An 18,536-nucleotide genomic window follows, 5' to 3' on the forward strand; every position below is an offset into this window, starting at 1 on the left:
GGCGAGTTATCAAAAGGAGCGCGACCGCGCGCTTGGGGCGCGTCCGGGGGAAGCGCCGTGTTTGCAAATGGCGAGGCGACGCATTTGGGGATTGGCTCAAAGGTGTTGAGGGGGAGGTCCGCTTCAGGTCTCACCTAAGCAAAGCGTTTCAGGGTTTCTTGAGCGGCACCCCGTAGAGCTCCAGCTTGTGCCCGGTGAGGCGATAGCCGAGTTTGCGGGCGATTTTTTCCTGAAGAGCTTCGATTTCGGGATCAACGAACTCGATGACCGTGCCGGTGGTGGTGTCGATCAGGTGGTCGTGGTGTTCGCGTTTGGCGTCTTCGTAGCGGGCGCGGCCGTCGCCGAAGTCGACCTTTTCCAGGATGCCGCGTTCCTCGAAGAGTTTGACGGTGCGGTAGACGGTGGCAATCGAGATGCCCGGATCCACCGCCGCCGCGCGGGCGTGCAGTTCTTCGGCGTCCGGGTGATCGCGGGACGATTCGAGGATTTCTGCGATGGTTCGGCGCTGGCCGGTCAGGCGCAGGCCCTTGTCACGGCAGCGATCGAGAATGGTGTTGCTCATGGGCGGGCCTGTTTCGCGGTTTCATCCGTTTTGCCAAAACTGGAGGGCGAGGCCAAGGGGGCGCGGGGCCGGAGCAGGAAGAGCGCGAGGCTCAGGATGACGATGCCGCCGCCAAGCAACATGCGGAGGGTGGGGGCCTCGCCAAAACCGATCCAGACCCAGAGCGGGCCAAGCACGGTTTCCAGCAGCATCAGAAGCGAGACCGTGGCAGCGGGGACATGACGAGAGGCGGCGCTGAGGCAGAAGAAGGCCAGCGGCAGGAACACCAGACCGGTGAGCAGGATCGCGGCAGGATTGCCGGCGGTCATGGCGGCGGGGGTGGTGATCCACAGGCCAGTGAGGCCGGAGCAGAGCGCGCCAAGGCCGATCCCGGCCAGAAGCGGCAGCTGTGGGTTGTGGCGCAGGGTGACGAAGTTGATCGCAAGGGCTAGGGCAACGCCAAGCCCGAAGGTGGCCCCGATCAGGGCAGTGCCGCCGGTGCCGAAACCCGATTTTCCGGAGACGGCCAGCGCGATGCCGATCAGCACGAAAAGCATGGTGCGCCATGTGGCGGGCGGGGTGCGCTCACCATAGAGCATCTGGGCGAGCAGGGCGCTCCAGATCGGCACCGTGGCGATGCCAAGCAGAACGGGTGCCACGGGCGCGGCGGCAATGCCCAGAGGGAAGAGCATGGCGTTGGCATATTGGCAGCAGACGATGGTCAGTCCGGGCAGGCTGAGGAGCGCGGCGAGGTCAGACAGGCGGGTGCGGCTGGTGACAAGCCATGCGAGCAGGAACAGGCTGCCCATACACAGCCCGCGCCAGCCCAGCATCTGGAAGCCGTCCATGCCGGACAGCCGCATGAAAAGTGCATCCGGGGTCAGGATCAAAGCGCCAAAGAGCGCCAGCCCCAGACCCCGGCGGGATGTCTGCGTCACGCGCTGTGTCAGGCGTAGAGCGGTTGCAGGCCCATCTGCATGTGCAGCGTGTTGACCGTGGGTTCATCCAGCGCCATCGCCTTGGCGAGGCTGTCGAGGTACTGCGCTTCGGCGGCGGTGTCGACGCGGATGGTCATGAGCGAGGCGCTGTAGACCTGCGTGCGCATGGGCACCGGCGTGTCTCCGGCGAGACCCGCGGCATCCACCGGCGCGGCCAGCTGGTCCTGGACAAAGGCCATGTCCTCGGCATCGGCATCATCGCCGAGGGTTTCGATGATCTTGGCCTTTTCGGCCTCGTCAATGCCGCCGTCGGCCTTGGCGGCCTGGATCATGGCGCGCAGCATGAGCGCGGCCATTTCCTCGCCCTGCGGGTTGATGTCCTTGGTGTTGAAAGCGTCAAGCATGGCGCCCGCGCCTTTGCCCTGAGCCATGGAAGCCGCGCCGAGAAGGCCCGCGAGACCCGCGCCGCCGGTGCCCAGCTGGCTGAGCAGACCGGAGCCTTCGCCACCCGAAGACGAGCCGCCGCCAAAGGCGCCCATCATGGACGAAAGATCCATGCCGCCTCCCTGAAGCTTTTCCATCATTTCGGCCATGGGGTTGGCGCCTGCGCTGCCCATGCCGCCCATCATCGCGCCAAGGCCGCCTTGTTTGAAGGTCTCCATCATGTCGTTGAGCGGGTTGTCCGGCATCTGCGGCATGTCCGGCATCTGGCCGGACAGAGCCTGACCCATCTGCGCCTGAGCCGCGCTGGCCGGGTGTTCCCCCTTGATCTGCGCACCGCCGCCGAGCAGACCGCCGGAGCCGGAAAGCTTGTCCACGCCGCGCGCCGCCGCGTAGCCAATTGCAATCTTTGCCAGTGTCCCCATCAAACCCATGTCGGTCTCCTTCCCGTTGATACACATTCCGATCTTGTACAGATTGGCAGGTTTTTCCGCGAAGTCACAGGGTTGATTGACCTTTCGTGCAATCCGGTGTCCTTGGACGGCATGGAACGCAAGGACAGCATGGACCTGATGGGCGCGGCGGGAATGGTGACATTCGCTGCCATGCTGGCGCTCAACCAGGTGGTGATCAAGGTGTCGAACGACGGGTTTGGCCCGATCTTCGGGGCCGGGCTGCGTTCGGTTCTGGCGCTTGGCGTGTTGTTTATCTGGGTATGGGGGACCGGGCGGCCCATCCAGGGCTTGCGCGAGAGCCTGTGGTCCGGGCTGCTGCTTGGCGGGCTTTTCAGCGTGGAGTTCATCCTGCTGTTTCTGGCGCTGGATTACACCACCGTCTCCCGCTCGGCGATCCTGTTCTATTCCATGCCGGTCTGGCTGGCGCTGATCGCGCATGTCGCGCTGCCGGGAGAGAGCTTGTCTCTGAGGCGCGGCATCGGGCTTGTGCTGGCGATGGCCGGAGTGGTCTGGGCGCTGGCCGACCCGGCGAGCCTGTCAGCGGGGAACCTCTGGGGGGATGCGTTGGCCTTGGGCGGGGCGTTCTGCTGGGCGGGGATTGCCTTGACGGTGCGGCTGACGCGGGTTTCCAAGCTGTCCGCAGAGACGCAGCTTTTCTGGCAGTTGATGGTGTCGGCGGTGGTCCTGACGGCTGTAGCGCCGCTCTTTGGCGATCTTTTGCGCGCGCCCACATGGCTGCATTGGGCGGGCATGGCCTATCAGGCGGTTCTGGTGGCGAGCCTCGGGTTCCTGTTCTGGCTGCGGCTGATGGCGATCTATCCGGCGTCTGACATTGCCGCGTTTTCCTTCTTGTCACCGGTGCTTGCGGTGGGGTTCGGCTGGGCCTTGCTCAGAGAGCCGGTGGGGCCGGGGTTCCTGGGCGCGCTGGGACTTGTGGCCGTGGGGATTGTGCTGATCAATGTGCGGCGGAGGCGGTGAGGGAGAGAGCCGGTAACGGCCGTTCACCTCACCTCAGGCGCGGAGCAAAGGCCGCAGGCCGCCGCGCCAATCATGCTGGAAGCATGTCTCCGACATGACGGGCCGTCCCGTCGCACCGGAGGTGCGCCCACATGGTTTCGGCACGCCTTTGGCGTGACGGCACGGCGATTGGGTTGGTGCTGTGTGCCACACCAGCCTAGCGCGCCAGTGGCTGGGATAAATCAAGGGGCTCTAAGGGCGGATCGCCATGCCCCGGCCCGTCGATGACGCGTCTTGTTTTCAGACACACTGGGTGCTCGCTGAGGTCCCGGATCCAGTCCGGGACGGGCTCAATGCCCGATCAAGACCCCGGCACCCGCTTACGTTCCGCAAAACGTCGCCGTGACCTCTTCCTGCTTTGTGGGCGGCCTGCGCAGGTCTTCATAATCGGCAACCGCCTCAAAAGGCCGGGCCAAAGCCGCATTCAGCCGGTGGAACAGCGCGTCGTCCCCGGAGACCGAGGCCGCAATCATCTCTTCGATCCGGTGGTTGCGCGGGATCAGCACCGGGCTGGAACGCTGCATCAACGCCTCCGCCTCCGGCTCTCCCGCGATACGTTCGCGCCAGCGCGCATGCCAGGCGTCAAACCCATCACGGTCGGCGATCTGATCGCGCGCGTCCCCTTCGGCCAGCGCGCGGAACGTGTTGGTGAAGTCCGAGCCGCCGCTCTGCATCAACCCGAGCAGATCGCTGATCAACGCACCGTCGCCCGTCTCAGGCTCCGAAATCCCGAGCTTGGCGGCGAACCGGCGCGTCCATTCGGCGCGCAGGGTGTCGGCGCTGGCGTGGATGATCTCGGTGAAATCCTTGATCGCCTTGTCTTCATCACCCACGAGCGGCACCAGTGCCGTGGCCAGCTGCGCCATGTTCCACAGGATGATGTCCGCCTGCGCTGCATAGGCGTAGCGCCCGAACCGGTCGATCGAGGAAAAACGTTTCTCCGAATGATAGGCATCGAGGAACGCGCAGGGACCGTAGTCAATTGTCTCGCCCGACAGCGTACAATTGTCGGTGTTCATCACGCCGTGGATGAAGCCGAGCGACATCCACTGCGCCACGAGCCGCGTCTGCCGGTCACAGACCTCGCCCAGCATATCAGCGGGGGTGTGCGCCTCCGGATAATGACGGCCCTGGGTATAATCAAACAGGGTCTGCAGGCTGTCGTAATCCTGCCGCGCGGCAAAAGCCTGGAATGTGCCCACGCGGATATGGCTGGCGGCCACGCGGGTCAGCACCGCGCCGGGCAGAGGGCGCTCGCGGATCACCTCTTCGCCGGTGCGTGTGGCGGCCAGCGCGCGGGTGGTTGGCACACCAAGCGCATGCATCGCCTCGCTGACGACATATTCGCGCAGCACGGGGCCAAGCCACGACCGGCCATCGCCGCGCCGGGCAAAAGGCGTGGGGCCGGAGCCCTTGAGCTGAATGTCCCTGCGCTGCCCGTTGCGATCCACTACTTCGCCGAGCAAAACCGCGCGCCCGTCGCCCAGCTGCGGGTTGAACTGGCCAAACTGATGGCCCGCGTAGTTCTGCGCCAAAGGCGACGCCCCGGCAGGCACGCCGTTGCCGGACAGCAGCAAGGCCAGATCGGGATCATCCACCCCCCGGATCTGCAGCTCTTCAGCCAAAGCATGATTGAAGGCGATCAGCGACGGCGCCCTGACGGGAACTGGGGCCTGCGCGGCGAAAAATCCGGCGGGCAGGCGGGCATAACTGTTATCAAACGGTATGTGCAGGCTCATGCACCTTAGGTAGGGGCGCGCGCGCCTCAGGACCAGAGGAAAAGCTACAGAACCCGGCTCATGAACATCTGATCGTCGCGCGGCGTGAATCGCGCGCGCCGGTAAAAGCCGATCAGCCGCTCGTCTGACCGCGCCGCCTCAAGATGCAACGCCTTGACCCCGGCGTCCTTCATCGCCTTGGCAATGCCGTTCAACGCCTCGAACCCCATGCCGCGCTTGCGTACGGCGGGGCGGATGTAAAGCTCATCGACGATTCCATCGAGCCCGCCAAACTCAAGGCTCCAGCCAAAGGTCACACAGATATAACCCACCGGAGCGCGGCGCGGACCGATGAGCCAGATCGCCCCGTGCGGGGAGCCGGCCAGCAAGGGCGCGACCGCCCCGGCGATATGATCGGCATCACTGCCAAACCCGCGTTCCGCATGGAAAGCGGCGACAAGCGGCAAAAGCTTTTCCGCATCCGCTTCCGCGGCGAGATGAAGGGATTTCATGAGGCTGGATCCGACGCATAATCACTCTGTGCGAACCCTATGCACCTCCTACACAAGGCGCAACCACAACGGCAGAAAGCCGCTCGCCCGACGCTCCGCCCGCCTGTTTCTTTGTGCCGAAAGTATCCCGGGGTCCGGGGCAGCGCCCCGAACAAAATTTTGTCCCGGCAAAATTTTCAAACCCTTAGGGCAACCGCGCCAAACGGTCGGTCAGCAGGGCAAAGAAATGATCCGCGTCGAGGTCGCCGATGAACAAAGCGTTGGGTTTGCGGTCCGTCACGCCCCACCAGTCCGCCACGGTCATGCCCCGGCACAGATCGCTGTCGCATTCAATCTCGACGTTGATGTGCCGCCCCGAAAATAGGTGCGGCGCAATCAGGTAGGCGGTCACGCAAGGGTCATGCAGCGGCGCGCCTTCGGAGCCGTATTTCGCAAGATCGAAGCGTTCGAAGAAGTCTGTCATCTCGGCGACGGCAATGCCGGTGGCGTTGCCAAGCGCGCGGAAGGCGTCGTTGCGCGGCGTGGTGACCAGCGCCTTGTGGGTGACATCGAGTGGCATGACCACCAAAGGCGCGCCTGCGCCAAAGACGATGCGCGCCGCCTCGGGATCGACGTAGATGTTGAATTCCGCCGTGGGTGTGATGTTGCCCACTTCGAAGTAGGCCCCGCCCATCAGCACGATCTGCTTGATCCGCTCCGCGATGTCGGGCGCTTTTTGCAGGGCGGCGGCGATATTGGTCAGGGGTCCGAGCGGGCAGAGTGTAACCGTTCCGGCTGGCTCGGCGCGCAGGGTGTCGATGATGAAATCCACCGCGTGGGTGTCCTGCAGCGGCATGGTCGGCTCCGGCAGCACCGGCCCGTCGAGGCCGCTTTTGCCGTGCACGTGTTCGGCCGTGACAAGGGTGCGCCCGAGCGGCCGGTCGCAGCCTGCAAAGATTTTGGTTTGCGGGAAGCCCGCCAGCTCGCAGACGATGCGGGCGTTGCGGGCGGTGAGCTCCAGAGGCACGTTGCCCGCGACGCAGGTGATGCCCAGAACCTCCACATCCTCGGGAGAGGCGAGCGCCAGCAGGATGGCCACCGCGTCGTCCTGACCGGGGTCCGTATCGATGATGATCTTGGCCGGGTTCATATCGCCTCCAAAGGTTGCAGAGCACCGGGATGCCACGTGAATTTGGCGCATTCAAGCGATTGTGCGCCTCAGGACAGGCGAAAGACGGCGCCGAGCCCGATGCTCGCCGCGCGGTTGAGTTGCCGAAAGGTAAACCGTTTTTGTCTTGCGTGCTCAAAAAATGAGCGGTCTATAGACGGAATGAAGGTCCGTCTTTTTCAATGTCGCGCGTGCAATCATAACCTCCGGTTCGGGTCCGGAACCTGTGGCTATTGCTTCCGGTCCACGCCGCTCTGGAATCGCTGGTGGGTCTGGCTGATCGTGGCCGGGCTGATCGGTTATGGCGCTGCGCGCTATACAGGATACCTGTGACGTCAGGCGGAGCAGGACGCCCCGCCGAGAACGCAGAATTTCGCACAATGTGGATGGTTGAGGAACACGTCCTGTTCGGCTTCTTCCAGCGTTGATCCCAGTTCGAACTGCGGATCATAGGGCAGGAGGGTGCAGGCCAGAACCGCAGGGCGTTCGGCCCCTTTGCGTTTGACCACCATACGCGAGGAAGAACACATCACGCTGTCGGGGGATTTGTTCAGGATTCCCCAGCAGGCGGTTGTGATCTCCGGCACTTCGACGGTTTCGTCCATTTCCGGGAAGAGCACGGTCATGCCGGGGTTGTTCGAGTCGATGTCAAAGCCTTCGCGCGCGAACAGCGCCCCATAGCCGGCGCGGGCCTGCGCGTCAGATTCGTGCCAGAGGCTGCGTCCGGCCACCGCCATGCGAATCCCCGCGTCCCGCAGCCAGCGCATACCTTCCAGCGTGCGCTCGAAGGCATCCTTGCCGCGCTCGCCGTCGTGCACCACCGGGTCCGAGTGATCGAGAGAAATGCGCAGGGTCAGCTTGTCGCCGTAATCCGCCACAAGGGTGCGCAGCCCGTCCTTGACGCGCGGACGCATCATCGGACGCATGGCGTTGGTGAGGATCAGAACCTCGTAGCCACGGGCGAGAGCCGCGCGCGCCATGGGAATCATCTCCGGGTTCATGAAAGGCTCACCGCCGGTAAAGGCGATTTCCGTCACGCCCCAGTCCCGCGCCTCAAGCTGATCAAGGTAATCCACCAGCTCGGCTTCGGTGAAGTAGACAAGCCGATCATTGTCCGGCGAGCTTTCGATGTAGCAGTTGGCGCAGGTGATGTTGCACAGCGTGCCGGTGTTGAACCACAGCGTCTGGGCATTGGTCAGGGACACCCGCGCACGATCAGAGCCATCCGCCGTCACCGACGGTTCAACGAATTTGCCGCTGTTGGCCAAAAGGCTGTCTTTCATGGGTGGCTCCTGCATTTTTTCGCAACGTGCCGGAAAGTTAGCGAGGCTTCCAGTGCCGTAGGATCGCCTGACGCCATTGTGAAGCATCACATCAAGGTTAGACTTCTGTGAAAACCTGCGTTAGAAGGCGCGCAAAGTTAGCGCTAACGGTTCTCGCGCGTGCTGTTCGGACGGGCCGAATAGTGTATCGAGACACAGGGCAATAGGATAGACATATGGTTTCTCGCGTCATTCCGGTGGATCCGTTTGATCTGGTAATCTTTGGTGGGACAGGCGATTTGGCCCGCCGCAAGATTTTCCCCGGCCTGTTCCGGCGATTCTGCTCCGGCCAGATGCAGGAAGAGGCACGCATCATCGGTGCGGCCCGGTCCGAAATGGACGATGCGGGCTTCCGCGAGATGATTGCTGACGCGATTCGCGAATTCGGCGGCGGGCGCGCCTGCGAAGACGGCACTCTGGAGGCCTTTCTGAATCACGTCTTTTACGAGCAGGTCGATGCCATGGGCACGGGCGGCTGGGAGGCGCTGAAGGGGCGGCTGCGGAGCGGCTATGTACGCGCCTTCTACTTCTCCGTTGGCCCTTCGCTCTTTGGCGCTCTGGCGGAGCGCCTCAGGACTTTTGGTCTGGCGGATGATGAGAGCCGGGTGGTGGTCGAAAAGCCGTTTGGTCACGATCTGGCCACGGCGCGTGCGCTGAACAAGGCGCTGGCTGAGCATTTCGATGAAACGCAGATCTACCGGATCGACCATTATCTGGGCAAGGAGACGGTGCAGAACCTGATGGCGGTGCGCTTTGGCAACGTGCTGTTCGAGCCGCTGTGGAATGCGCAATACGTCGATCACATCCAGATCACCGTGGCCGAAACCGTCGGTGTAGGCGGACGGGGTGAGTATTACGACAAGTCAGGCGCGATGCGGGACATGGTGCAAAACCACCTGATGCAGCTTTTGTGCCTGATTGCCATGGAGCCGCCCGCGCGGTTCGAGCCGGACGCGGTGCGCGACGAAAAGCTCAAGGTGATCCGGGCGCTGGAGCCGGTCAAACCGCATCACATCGTGCGCGGACAGTATGATGCGGACGGCGATGCGCCGAGCTACCGCGAGGATGCGGGCGACACACGCTCGACTACCGAAAGCTTCATCGCCATGAAGTGCCACGTGTCGAACTGGCGCTGGGCAGGCACGCCGATCTACCTGCGCACCGGCAAGAAGCTGCGGGCGCGGGCGAGCGAGATTGCCGTGGTCTTCAAGGACGCACCACATTCGATCTTCCCCGAGGATGCGGGCCGTCACCGCAACATCCTGACCATTCGCCTGCAGCCGAACGAAGGCATGGAGCTGGGCGTGACCATCAAGGAGCCGGGGCCGGGCGGGATGCGTCTGCTCGACGTGCCTTTGGACATGAGTTTTGCCGAGGCGCTGGGCCCGGACGCGGAAGAGGCGCCGGACGCCTATGAGCGGCTGATCATGGATGTGATCCGGGGCAACCAGACGTTGTTCATGCGCGGCGACGAGGTGGAAGCAGCCTGGGCCTGGACCGATCCGATCATCGAAGGCTGGCAGGCGCGCGGCGAGGTGCCGAAGCCCTATGACGTGGGCAGCTCCGGGCCGGATGACAGCCTGATGCTGCTGCACCGTGACGGGCGCAAGTGGCGGGATATCCGGGCGTAACGCGGATCTGTTGAGGGGGCAGGGCATGAGCTACGAATTCATCGAATATGACGACCGCGAGATATTGGCGGTTGATCTGGCGAACCAGTTGGCGGGCGATCTGGTGGCGGCGCTGACGCATAACGAGCGCGTGGCGCTCGCCGTGCCGGGTGGCACGTCTCCCGGGCCGGTGTTTGACGATCTGTGCGCGGCGAAGCTCGATTGGGATCGGGTGGATGTGCTGCTGACGGATGAGCGCTGGGTCCCTGAGGATCACGAACGCTCCAACACGCGGCTCTTGCGCCAGCGCTTGTTGATCGAGCGGGCGGCGGCGGCGGGCTACCTGCCGCTTTATGCGCCGCATCCGGAGCCGGAAGGGGCGCTGGACGCGCTGGCGGAACCCATCGCGGCGGAAATGCCGCTGGCGGTGGTTCTGCTTGGCATGGGGGCGGATATGCACACGGCCTCGCTCTTTCCCGGGGCGGACCGGCTGGCGGAGGCTCTGAGCCCCAAAGCGCCGGTTCTGATGCCGATGCGCGCGCCGGGCGCGCCGGAGCCGCGCATCACGCTGACCGCGCCTGTGCTCAACGGCGCGCTGGCCAAACATGTTCTGATATTCGGGGCCGAAAAGCGCGATGCTTTGGAAGCGGCCAAGGGCAAACCGGCGCTGGAAGCGCCGATCAACGCGGTGCTTTCGGGCGCCATCGTTCACTGGGCGGAGTAAGCCATGTTCGAGACTTTGCAGGAAAAGGCGGCTTCGCTTGGGGATCGCCGCATAGAGGATCTGTTTGCCGATGAAGGCCGGGCGGCGGCGTTCAGCCTGACCGCGCTGGGCATGCTGTTCGACTATTCCAAGACGCAGCTCGATGAGGCCATTCTGGGGGAGTTGCTGGGGCTGGCGGAAAAGGCGGGCGTTGCGGCGCGGCGCGATGCGATGTTTGCCGGGGCCAAGATCAACGAGACCGAAGGGCGCGCGGTGCTGCACACGGCGCTGCGCAACCTTGAGGCCCGCCCCGTCGAGGTGGACGGCGCGGATGTGATGCCGGGCGTTCTGGACACGCTGAGCCGGATGGAGAGCCTTGCCGCAGAGCTGCGAGACAGCGATGTGCGCGATGTGGTCAACATCGGGATCGGCGGCTCGGACCTTGGTCCGGCCATGGGCGTGCTGGCGCTCGCGCCGTATCACGACGGACCGCGCTGTCATTTTGTTTCCAACGTCGATGGCGCGGATATTGCCGATACGCTGAAGCACTGCGATCCGGAGCGGACGGTTTTTATCGTGGCGTCCAAGACCTTTACCACGATTGAGACCATGACCAACGCCGCCACCGCCAAGGCGTGGCTGGCCGGGCAAGGCGTCAGCGGCGAAGGTAAGTTCATTGCGCTGTCCTCGAACGTGGAGAAGGCCGGCGCCTTTGGCATTCCGCCCGAGCGCGTGTTTGGCTTCGAAGACTGGGTTGGCGGGCGTTACAGCATGTGGGGGCCGATCGGCCTGTCGCTGATGATCGCCGTGGGGCCTGCGGATTTCCGGGCCTTCCTTGCGGGCGCGCAGGCGATGGACCGGCATTTTGTTGAGGCGCCTTTGGCAGAGAACATGCCGGTGCTGCTCGCGCTGGTGGGGATCTGGCACAACCAGGGTTTGGGCCATGCGACGCGCGCGGTGCTGCCCTATGACAACCGTCTGGCGCGCTTTCCGGCGTATTTGCAACAGATGGAAATGGAGAGCAACGGCAAGGGCGTGGCCATGGATGGCACGCCCCTGGCTTATAACTCCGGGCCGGTTGTCTGGGGCGAGCCGGGAACCAACGGGCAGCACGCGTTTTATCAGCTGATCCACCAGGGCACGCGGGTGATCCCCTGCGAGTTCATGATCGCCGCCGAAGGGCATGAGCCGGATCTGGCGCATCATCACGACCTGCTGGTGGCTAATTGTCTGGCGCAGTCGGAGGCCTTGATGCGCGGGCGGTCTTTGGACGAGGCGCGCGGCAAGGTTACGGGCAAGTTCGAGGGCGATGAGCTGGAACGGCAGGCGCGGCACCGGGTGTTCCCGGGGAACCGGCCTTCGACGACGCTGGTTTACCAGAAGATGGACCCGGAGACTTTGGGCAAGCTGATTGCCTTGTATGAACACCGGGTGTTTGTCGAAGGGGTGATGCTGAACATCAACTCCTATGACCAATGGGGTGTGGAGCTTGGCAAGGAATTGGCCACGGCTTTAGGGCCGATGGTCACGGGCGAAGAGCCTGTGACGGGTAAAGACGGCTCAACGGCGCAGCTGATCGGCTTTGTGCAGGGGATGCGGGGGTAGGGGCGTTTGGCCTGAAGGGGGCATTCCCTTCACCACGGGCGCGGCTTGTGCACAGGCCCAAAAGTCCCGGATCAAATCCGGGACGGGTTTGTTTTGTAGCCGCCCAAGCCGTTTCCCCTCACGGAATATCAAACCCCACCGGTGCCAGTTCGAACCCTTCGAACTGGAACGCCGGGCTGACGGTGCAGCCGACGAGGGTCCAATCGCCGGTGCTGCGCGCTGCTTGCCAATGGTTTGCCGGTACGATCACCTGCGGGCGCTCACCGGCGAGCAAGTCTGGTCCTAGCGCGATGTCCTGCCGGGGCCCTGCGTCCGTTTCCGACAGCGACAGAACCAAAGGTGCACCGGCGTAGAAATGCCAGATCTCAGCGGCGTCAACGCGATGCCAGTGGCTGTGCTCGCCGCCTTTCAACAGAAAATAGATGCAGGTCCCGGCGGACCGTTCTTCGCCGTTCTCCGCGATCCAGGTTTGCTTGTAGTGTCCACCTTCCGGGTGAGGCGAAAGCTCAAGAAGAGAAATGATCTCATCAGCTTGCATGGGGTTTCTCATCCTTTGCCTGAAGCACCGTACGCTCGGCTCAACTTTGGTTAACGTCTGAGGCGAATTCTCGTGCCACGCAAAACCGCTTCGAGCAGGAGGCATGAAATGGCACAGAGCGTACGGCAGATGGCCGAGGAAATCGTCGCCCGCGAGGGGGGCTATGTCAATGACCCGGATGATCCCGGGGGTGCAACGAAATACGGGGTCACGATCCACACCATGCGGCGGCTTGGGATTGACCTGACCGGCGACGGGCGGGTGACACCGGCGGATGTGAAACGGCTCAGCCGCGAGCAGGCGGTGGAGATTTTCCTGCAGCATTACTTCCTGGGTCCGCGCATCGCGGAACTGCCGGAGGCGCTGCATGCGACCGTGTTTGACATGTATGTCAACGCGGGCAGCAATGCGGTGAAGATCCTGCAACGGCTGCTCAATGACATGGATGAGCGTGTCAGCGTGGACGGCGCGATCGGGCCGCGCACCATTGCGGCTGCGGCGCGAGCCTGGGCCAAGGCATCATCGCATATGGTGGATGCTTACGGGATCGCCCGGCGCAACTATTACTTCCGCATTGCAGATGGCCGTCCGGCCTCGCGCAAATACGCACGCACACGCGCCGGCGGCAAAGGCGGCTGGATCAAGCGCGCCGAAGAGTTCATTTCCACGCGCTATCACATGAGCGATGCGGAGTTTGCCAAGCGGGTGTCGGCATGGGGATGATTGACGGCATTCTGAGCCTGCTGTTCGGCGGCGGGCGCAACGTGGTGGTGGAGACCGCCGAGGTCTTTCGCAGCAATGCCGAGAAAGACGCGGCGCGCGGTGCTGTGCTGCAATCGGCAGCTCTGGAGCAGTTCGGACGCGAGTTTCGCGTGGTGCGGCGCGGCTGGTTTGACCGGCTGATGGATGCGCTCAACCGCGTGCCCCGCCCGGCGATGGCGCTGGGGACTATGGGGCTGTTTGTGGCGGCCATGGTCGATCCGGTCTGGTTTGCGGCGCGTATGGCGGGGATAGCTTTGGTGCCGGAGCCGCTTTGGTGGCTGCTTGGGGCGATTGTCAGCTTCTACTTTGGCGCGCGCCATCAGGCGAAGGGGCAGGAGTTCCAGCGCGAGGTGGCGGCGAGCATGGCAGCGGTGCCGCGCGTGGTGCAAACGGTGCGCGACGTGGAAGCGCTGCGCGATGTCTCTCCGGATGCGCCTGTGCAAGGGCCGGTTGCCTCCGAGAGCAGCGGCGACAATGCGGCCTTGCAGGACTGGCGCATCGGACGCTGAGCGGCGCCGGGGCAAAGCCCCGGCCTACCGGGCGATTGTCCGCGTGAAATTCGGATGCGCACAGCGTATACCCGGCCTGTTTCATCAGGCCGGGTTTGGCGACTCGGCGGTCTGGAGAGAAGGATCAGAGCCATGTTGCACATGCTGTGCGGAAAGATCTGTGCCGGGAAGTCGACACTGGCCACCCGGCTGGCGGCGCAGCCCGGTGCTGTGCTGATCAGCGAAGATGACTGGCTGTCAAAGCTTTACGGCGATCAGATGAAAACCATCGCGGATTACGGGCGCTGCTCTCGCGCCTTGCAGAGCGTCATGGTGGAGCATGTTCCGGCGCTGCTCGCGACGGGGGTGGACGTGGTGCTGGACTTTCCGGCGAACACCCGGGCGCAGCGGGCCTGGATGAAGGACGTTCTGGATAGGAGCGGGGCGGAGCATCTGCTGCATGTTCTGGACTTGCCGGATGACGTTCTGCTGGCGCGGCTGCATGCGCGCAATGCGTCGGGTGAGCATCCATTCGAGGTGACGGACGCGCAGTTCGAGGCGATCTCGAAACACTTTGAGAAGCCAGTCCCGGACGAAGGGTTTACTCTGGCCATTCATGGTGAGGCCATCTGATGGCCTGTCTTGCGACAATGTGATCGCGGGACACATTCAATTCTCGTTGGACCATGGTCCCGCGCGCCCTATAAGAAACCTCATGATTACAGAACTCGGACACTTCGCCCTGATCCTGTCGTTCTTCGTGGCGACCATTCAGATGATCGTTCCCATGGCAGGGGCCTTTTTGCGCAAACCGCGCTGGATGGCGGTGGCGGAGCCGGCGGCCACGGCGCAGTTTGCGCTTGTCGGCATTGCCTTTGCGGCGCTGACCTATGCCTTTGTCACCTCTGACTTTTCGCTGCAGCTGGTCTATTCGAACAGCCATTCGGCCAAGCCGATGCTCTACAAGATCAGTGGTGTCTGGGGGAACCACGAAGGCTCGATGCTGCTGTGGTGCCTGATTTTGGCACTGTTCGGCGCCATGGCAGCCTGGTTTGGCGGCAATCTGCCGCCCTCTCTCAAGGCGCGCGTTCTGTCGGTGCAGGCGGCGGTGGGCGTGGCTTTCCTTGCCTTTACGCTGTTCACCTCGAACCCGTTTTTGCGCATGGCCGTGGCGCCGATGGACGGCACGGATCTCAACCCGCTGTTGCAGGATCCCGGCCTCGCCTTCCACCCGCCGTTTCTCTACCTCGGCTACGTGGGGCTCTCGATCTGCTTCAGCTTCGCCGTGGCGGCTTTGATCGAAGGACGCGTGGATGCGGCCTGGGCGCGCTGGGTGCGACCCTGGACGCTGGCGGCGTGGATTTTCCTGACCATCGGCATCGCTCTGGGATCGTGGTGGGCCTATTATGAGCTGGGCTGGGGCGGCTTCTGGTTCTGGGACCCTGTGGAAAACGCCTCTTTCATGCCATGGCTCTTTGCGGCCGCTCTGCTGCACTCGGCCATCGTGGTGGAAAAGCGCGAGGCGCTGAAAAGCTGGACCGTCCTGCTGGCGATCCTCGCCTTTGGTTTCTCGCTGATTGGCACGTTTATCGTGCGCTCGGGCGTGCTGACCTCGGTGCATGCTTTCGCCAATGATCCGGAACGCGGCGTGTTCATCCTCGGCATTCTGGTCTTCTTTACCGGCGGGGCGCTGACGCTCTTTGCGGCGCGGGCTAATGTGATGGAGGCCAAGGGCGTCTTTGGTGTGGTCAGCCGCGAAAGCGCGCTGGTGGTGAACAACATCCTGCTCGCGGTGTCCTCGCTTGTGGTGTTTGTCGGCACGATCTGGCCGCTGGTGGCGGAGATGGCCTTTGACCGCAAACTCTCCGTCGGCGCGCCGTTTTTCGACATGGCCTTCACGCCGTTCATGGTGGTGCTGGGGCTGATCCTGCCGGTCGGTGCCATGATCGGCTGGAAGCGCGGCAAGCTGGACCGGGTTGTCCGGGCGCTGGTGCCGGCCTTTGTTCTGGCCGTGGCTGTGGCCGGGCTGATCTGGGCGATGCAGACCGAACGCTCACTGCTCGGGCCGGTGGGCGTGTTCCTTGGCACGTGGCTGGTGGCGGGGGCGCTCACCGACCTTTGGTCCCGCACCGGGCAAAAGCGTGAGATAAGCCGTTTGTGGCGGTTGCCGCGCGCCGAATGGGGCAAGGCGGTGGCGCATGCCGGGCTCGGGATCACCATGCTGGGCGTCGCCGGGCTGACGGCCTGGGACGTGGAAGACATCCGCGTGGCACAGCCGGGCCAGCCCTATGACGTGGGCGGTTTCGAGATCGAACTGGTCGATGTGCAACGGGTGCAGGGGCCGAACTGGTTTGCCACCCAAGGCGATATTATCGTGCGCAAGGACGGAGCGGAAATCGCCCGGCTTTACCCGGAGAAACGCGACTATCCGGTGGCCAAGATGCCGACAACCGAGGCGGCCATCGACTACCGCATCATGCGCGACATCTACCTGGTGATTGGCGATGCGCAGGACGGCGGCGGCTGGGTTGTGCGGACCTATATCAAACCGCTGGCGAACTGGATCTGGGCGGGCTGCATCATCATGTCCCTGGGCGGACTTCTGAGCCTGACCGACCGGCGCTACCGCGTCGCGGCGGGGGCGCGGAAGTCCTCGAAACTGCAAGGAGTTCCGGCGGAATGAGTGTTCTGGCGCGGTGCCGGGTCAAAGCCCCGGCCTACATGATCGGTGCGCTTCTGGCGGTGGTCGGCACAGTGGCCATGGCGGTCGAGCCGGATGAAATCCTGCCCGACCCGGCGCAGGAAGCGCGGGCGCGCGACATCTCTGCCGGGCTGCGCTGCCTTGTCTGCCAGAACGAAAGCATCGACGAGAGCAACGCCTCGCTCGCCCGCGATCTGCGCATCCTTGTGCGTGAGCGGATCACGCAAGGCGATACAAACGAGGAAGTGGTGGCCTTCGTGGTGGACCGCTACGGCGAGTTTGTCCTGCTCAAACCAACCACGGGCGGCTGGAACTGGATGCTCTGGGCCACGGGGCCGGTGCTGTTCCTGATGGCCATCGCCATGGCGGCTGTCTACCTGCGGCGCCGGGCCACGGCAGCCCCGGTCACCGAGGAAGGGCTGAGCGAGGAAGAGCGCAAGCGGCTTGAGGAAATCCTCAAAGGGTAAGGCCCGGGTCAGGCTTGATCCTGCCGGGCTGCTGTGTGACAGTGCCCGAAGGGTCGGCAGATCACCCAGGCTCCGCCACGTGCTAAACCTGCCATTCATCGGATTTTGGTTGTCCTGAAAAGCGATACCCAAAGGACAAGGGCGGACCTCCTTACCCCTTCCCGGGGCGCGGTATCCTGATGCAGGAACCTGAACTGATGTCCAAAGAAACACTGTCCCTGACGATTCCCGATGTCACGGGGTTTGCCAAGAGCCTGCGTGCGGAGCTTTCCGCGCCGCCCTCCCACGTGGAGATGCTCGGCCTGATTGCCCGGTCTGCGGGCTACCGCAACTGGCAGCATATGCGCGCGCGGCTCTCGGACGCGCCAGCCGCCGCGCCCGACCTCAAACAGGTCGACCGCGCCGCACGGCACTTCGATGGCGAGGCCCGCTTTGCCCGCTGGCCCGGTAAAACGGCGGTGCAGCGCCTCTGCCTCTGGGTGCTCTGGGCGCAACTGCCCAAAGAGCCTCTGACCGAACGCCAGATCAGCGCCCGCATCGACGCGTTGGCCGCGTTCAGGGATGCGGCGCAGATCCGGCGGGCCTTGGTCGAGCATGGCATGGTCACGCGCGCGCGCGACGGATCGGTCTACCTGCGGCGCGAACAGAAGCCGGAGACGGAAGGGCTCGCCCTGATCAAACGCATCCTCAAACCGTGACGCCGCGTTTCGCTTTGCCTTTCCCGGCAAGGCGGTATTTCATGGCGGCAAATCAGGAATGAGGCCGCCATGATCTATGAAACCATCACCTTTGACGTGACCGATGGGGTCGCTGTGGTGACAATGAACCGCCCCGACGTGATGAACGCGCTCAACACGCAGATGCGGGCCGAGCTGACCGATGCTCTGACCCGCGCGGGCAAGGCGGCGCGCGCGGTGGTTCTGACCGGCACGGGCGGATGCTTTTGCTCAGGCCAGGACCTCGGGGACGCGGGCAGCGTCGAGACGCTCGATCTCGAACGGGTGCTGCGCGAGGAATACGTGCCGATGCTCAAGGCCATCACGGACTGCCCGGTGCCCGTCATCGCCGCCGTCAACGGCGCCGCGGCCGGGGCAGGGGCCAACCTTGCTCTGGTCTGCGACGTGGTCATCGCCACGCAAAGCGCCTTCTTCCTGCAGGCTTTCACCCGCATCGGCCTGATCCCGGACGCAGGCGGTACATGGGCTTTGCCGCGCCAGATGGGTCTGGCCAAAGCCATGGGCGCCGCGCTCTTCGGCGACAAGATCACGGCGCAGCAGGCGGACGACTGGGGCATGATCTGGGAGGCGGTACCGGACGCCGGCTTTGACGCCCACTGGCGCAGCCGCGCGGCACATCTGGCCAACGGACCGACGGTGGCCTACCAGAACCTCAAGGTGGCGCTGCGGGGCGCTTTCGAGAACGACCTCGAGGCGCAGCTGGCGGTGGAGGCCAAACTGCAGGGGCAATGCGGCAAAACCCGCGACTTCAAGGAAGGCGTGATGGCTTTCCTCGAAAAACGCCCGGCGGCCTACGAAGGAAACTGACCGCCCCCTGCTTCTTTGGGCCGGTAA

General features: G+C 64.0%; 19 protein-coding genes. 11 read left to right on the top strand and 8 right to left on the bottom strand.

Annotation, left to right across the window (positions count from 1 at the left end):
- Window positions 1-148: 148 nt before the first annotated feature.
- Genes E4662_RS14195 through E4662_RS14205 form a run of 3 tightly spaced genes read right to left on the bottom strand, consistent with a single transcriptional unit; the run spans window position 149 to window position 2,354 of the window.
- Window positions 149-562, bottom strand: coding sequence for a Fur family transcriptional regulator (locus E4662_RS14195; protein WP_136442254.1), 414 nt, complete (start codon window positions 560-562; stop codon window positions 149-151).
- Window positions 559-1,479: a DMT family transporter gene (locus E4662_RS14200; RefSeq protein WP_136442255.1), complete on the bottom strand. Its 921-nt coding sequence runs from the start codon at window positions 1,477-1,479 to the stop codon at window positions 559-561. The genes E4662_RS14195 and E4662_RS14200 overlap by 4 nt, the downstream gene beginning before the upstream one ends.
- Window positions 1,480-1,487: 8 nt before the next feature.
- The gene (locus tag E4662_RS14205; protein ID WP_136442256.1) at window positions 1,488-2,354 is read right to left on the bottom strand and encodes a DUF533 domain-containing protein; all 867 of its coding nucleotides are present in this window, start codon (window positions 2,352-2,354) and stop codon (window positions 1,488-1,490) included.
- A 72-nt stretch (window positions 2,355-2,426) separates the two neighbouring features.
- Here E4662_RS14205 and E4662_RS14210 point away from each other — a divergent pair, with 72 nt between their 5' ends.
- A complete protein-coding gene (locus E4662_RS14210) occupies window positions 2,427-3,353 on the top strand; it encodes a DMT family transporter (protein ID WP_338113513.1) in 927 nt (308 codons plus the stop codon).
- Between the two features lie 359 nt (window positions 3,354-3,712).
- Here E4662_RS14210 and E4662_RS14215 read toward each other — a convergent pair whose 3' ends face one another.
- The 4 genes from E4662_RS14215 to E4662_RS14230 all read right to left on the bottom strand — a co-directional run bounded on the left by E4662_RS14215 (window position 3,713) and on the right by E4662_RS14230 (window position 8,052).
- On the bottom strand, window positions 3,713-5,131 hold the full coding sequence (locus tag E4662_RS14215; RefSeq protein ID WP_136442257.1) for a protein adenylyltransferase SelO: 1,419 nt from the start codon (window positions 5,129-5,131) through the stop codon (window positions 3,713-3,715).
- A gap of 44 nt (window positions 5,132-5,175) precedes the next feature.
- Complete coding sequence (locus E4662_RS14220; RefSeq protein WP_136442258.1) at window positions 5,176-5,622, bottom strand: GNAT family N-acetyltransferase; 447 nt, start codon at window positions 5,620-5,622, stop codon at window positions 5,176-5,178.
- Between the two features lie 184 nt (window positions 5,623-5,806).
- Window positions 5,807-6,751: a nucleoside hydrolase gene (locus tag E4662_RS14225; protein WP_136442259.1), complete on the bottom strand. Its 945-nt coding sequence runs from the start codon at window positions 6,749-6,751 to the stop codon at window positions 5,807-5,809.
- A gap of 353 nt (window positions 6,752-7,104) precedes the next feature.
- A complete protein-coding gene (locus E4662_RS14230; RefSeq protein ID WP_136442260.1) occupies window positions 7,105-8,052 on the bottom strand; it encodes a radical SAM protein in 948 nt (315 codons plus the stop codon).
- Window positions 8,053-8,267: 215 nt separating this feature from the next.
- Between E4662_RS14230 and zwf the strand changes: the two genes are divergently transcribed.
- Genes zwf through pgi form a run of 3 tightly spaced genes read left to right on the top strand, consistent with a single transcriptional unit; the run spans window position 8,268 to window position 12,009 of the window.
- Entirely contained in the window at window positions 8,268-9,722 is a 1,455-nt protein-coding gene (zwf, locus tag E4662_RS14235) for a glucose-6-phosphate dehydrogenase (RefSeq protein WP_136442261.1), read from the top strand.
- Window positions 9,723-9,747: 25 nt separating this feature from the next.
- Entirely contained in the window at window positions 9,748-10,425 is a 678-nt protein-coding gene (gene pgl, locus E4662_RS14240) for a 6-phosphogluconolactonase (RefSeq protein WP_136442262.1), read from the top strand.
- Between the two features lie 3 nt (window positions 10,426-10,428).
- On the top strand, window positions 10,429-12,009 hold the full coding sequence (gene pgi, locus E4662_RS14245; protein WP_136442263.1) for a glucose-6-phosphate isomerase: 1,581 nt from the start codon (window positions 10,429-10,431) through the stop codon (window positions 12,007-12,009).
- A gap of 118 nt (window positions 12,010-12,127) precedes the next feature.
- Here the strand turns inward: pgi and E4662_RS14250 are convergent, their stop codons facing one another.
- A complete protein-coding gene (locus E4662_RS14250) occupies window positions 12,128-12,547 on the bottom strand; it encodes a cupin domain-containing protein (RefSeq protein ID WP_136442264.1) in 420 nt (139 codons plus the stop codon).
- Between the two features lie 108 nt (window positions 12,548-12,655).
- On the opposite strand from E4662_RS14250, the gene E4662_RS14255 reads away from it, so the two are divergent.
- From E4662_RS14255 to E4662_RS14285, 7 genes are all read left to right on the top strand, one after another.
- Window positions 12,656-13,270 carry a holin-associated N-acetylmuramidase gene (locus E4662_RS14255; protein WP_240705201.1) on the top strand — a complete coding sequence of 205 codons (615 nt, stop codon included), beginning with the start codon at window positions 12,656-12,658 and terminating at the stop codon, window positions 13,268-13,270.
- Window positions 13,261-13,818, top strand: coding sequence for a holin family protein (locus tag E4662_RS14260; RefSeq protein ID WP_136442265.1), 558 nt, complete (start codon window positions 13,261-13,263; stop codon window positions 13,816-13,818). Before E4662_RS14255 ends, E4662_RS14260 begins: the two co-directional genes overlap by 10 nt.
- 132 nt (window positions 13,819-13,950) lie before the next feature.
- On the top strand, window positions 13,951-14,430 hold the full coding sequence (locus E4662_RS14265; RefSeq protein WP_240705202.1) for a P-loop nucleotide/nucleoside kinase family protein: 480 nt from the start codon (window positions 13,951-13,953) through the stop codon (window positions 14,428-14,430).
- A gap of 82 nt (window positions 14,431-14,512) precedes the next feature.
- On the top strand, window positions 14,513-16,480 hold the full coding sequence (locus E4662_RS14270) for a heme lyase CcmF/NrfE family subunit (RefSeq protein WP_136442266.1): 1,968 nt from the start codon (window positions 14,513-14,515) through the stop codon (window positions 16,478-16,480).
- Complete coding sequence (locus E4662_RS14275; protein WP_420819267.1) at window positions 16,477-16,965, top strand: cytochrome c-type biogenesis protein; 489 nt, start codon at window positions 16,477-16,479, stop codon at window positions 16,963-16,965. The genes E4662_RS14270 and E4662_RS14275 overlap by 4 nt, the downstream gene beginning before the upstream one ends.
- A gap of 197 nt (window positions 16,966-17,162) precedes the next feature.
- Window positions 17,163-17,663, top strand: a complete 501-nt coding sequence (locus tag E4662_RS14280; RefSeq protein ID WP_136442267.1) for a DUF2087 domain-containing protein — start codon at window positions 17,163-17,165, stop codon at window positions 17,661-17,663.
- Between the two features lie 69 nt (window positions 17,664-17,732).
- Entirely contained in the window at window positions 17,733-18,509 is a 777-nt protein-coding gene (locus tag E4662_RS14285; protein ID WP_136442268.1) for an enoyl-CoA hydratase-related protein, read from the top strand.
- Window positions 18,510-18,536 lie beyond the last annotated feature (27 nt).

Source organism: Pacificoceanicola onchidii, assembly GCF_004804335.1.
Lineage (GTDB): Bacteria > Pseudomonadota > Alphaproteobacteria > Rhodobacterales > Rhodobacteraceae > Pacificoceanicola > Pacificoceanicola onchidii.

Excerpts from the sequence above, each read along its gene's own strand:
- E4662_RS14205 (WP_136442256.1), bottom strand. The coding sequence starts at position 2,354 with ATGGGTTTGATGGGGACACTGGCAAAGATTGCAATTGGCTACGCGGCG.
- E4662_RS14195 (WP_136442254.1), bottom strand. The coding sequence starts at position 562 with ATGAGCAACACCATTCTCGATCGCTGCCGTGACAAGGGCCTGCGCCTG.
- E4662_RS14215 (WP_136442257.1), bottom strand. The coding sequence starts at position 5,131 with ATGAGCCTGCACATACCGTTTGATAACAGTTATGCCCGCCTGCCCGCC.
- E4662_RS14275 (WP_420819267.1), top strand. The coding sequence starts at position 16,477 with ATGAGTGTTCTGGCGCGGTGCCGGGTCAAAGCCCCGGCCTACATGATC.
- E4662_RS14230 (WP_136442260.1), bottom strand. The coding sequence starts at position 8,052 with ATGAAAGACAGCCTTTTGGCCAACAGCGGCAAATTCGTTGAACCGTCG.
- E4662_RS14225 (WP_136442259.1), bottom strand. The coding sequence starts at position 6,751 with ATGAACCCGGCCAAGATCATCATCGATACGGACCCCGGTCAGGACGAC.
- E4662_RS14265 (WP_240705202.1), top strand. The coding sequence starts at position 13,951 with ATGTTGCACATGCTGTGCGGAAAGATCTGTGCCGGGAAGTCGACACTG.
- E4662_RS14280 (WP_136442267.1), top strand. The coding sequence starts at position 17,163 with ATGTCCAAAGAAACACTGTCCCTGACGATTCCCGATGTCACGGGGTTT.
- pgl (WP_136442262.1), top strand. The coding sequence starts at position 9,748 with ATGAGCTACGAATTCATCGAATATGACGACCGCGAGATATTGGCGGTT.
- E4662_RS14285 (WP_136442268.1), top strand. The coding sequence starts at position 17,733 with ATGATCTATGAAACCATCACCTTTGACGTGACCGATGGGGTCGCTGTG.
- E4662_RS14250 (WP_136442264.1), bottom strand. The coding sequence starts at position 12,547 with ATGCAAGCTGATGAGATCATTTCTCTTCTTGAGCTTTCGCCTCACCCG.
- E4662_RS14270 (WP_136442266.1), top strand. The coding sequence starts at position 14,513 with ATGATTACAGAACTCGGACACTTCGCCCTGATCCTGTCGTTCTTCGTG.
- E4662_RS14260 (WP_136442265.1), top strand. The coding sequence starts at position 13,261 with ATGGGGATGATTGACGGCATTCTGAGCCTGCTGTTCGGCGGCGGGCGC.
- zwf (WP_136442261.1), top strand. The coding sequence starts at position 8,268 with ATGGTTTCTCGCGTCATTCCGGTGGATCCGTTTGATCTGGTAATCTTT.
- pgi (WP_136442263.1), top strand. The coding sequence starts at position 10,429 with ATGTTCGAGACTTTGCAGGAAAAGGCGGCTTCGCTTGGGGATCGCCGC.
- E4662_RS14220 (WP_136442258.1), bottom strand. The coding sequence starts at position 5,622 with ATGAAATCCCTTCATCTCGCCGCGGAAGCGGATGCGGAAAAGCTTTTG.
- E4662_RS14255 (WP_240705201.1), top strand. The coding sequence starts at position 12,656 with ATGGCACAGAGCGTACGGCAGATGGCCGAGGAAATCGTCGCCCGCGAG.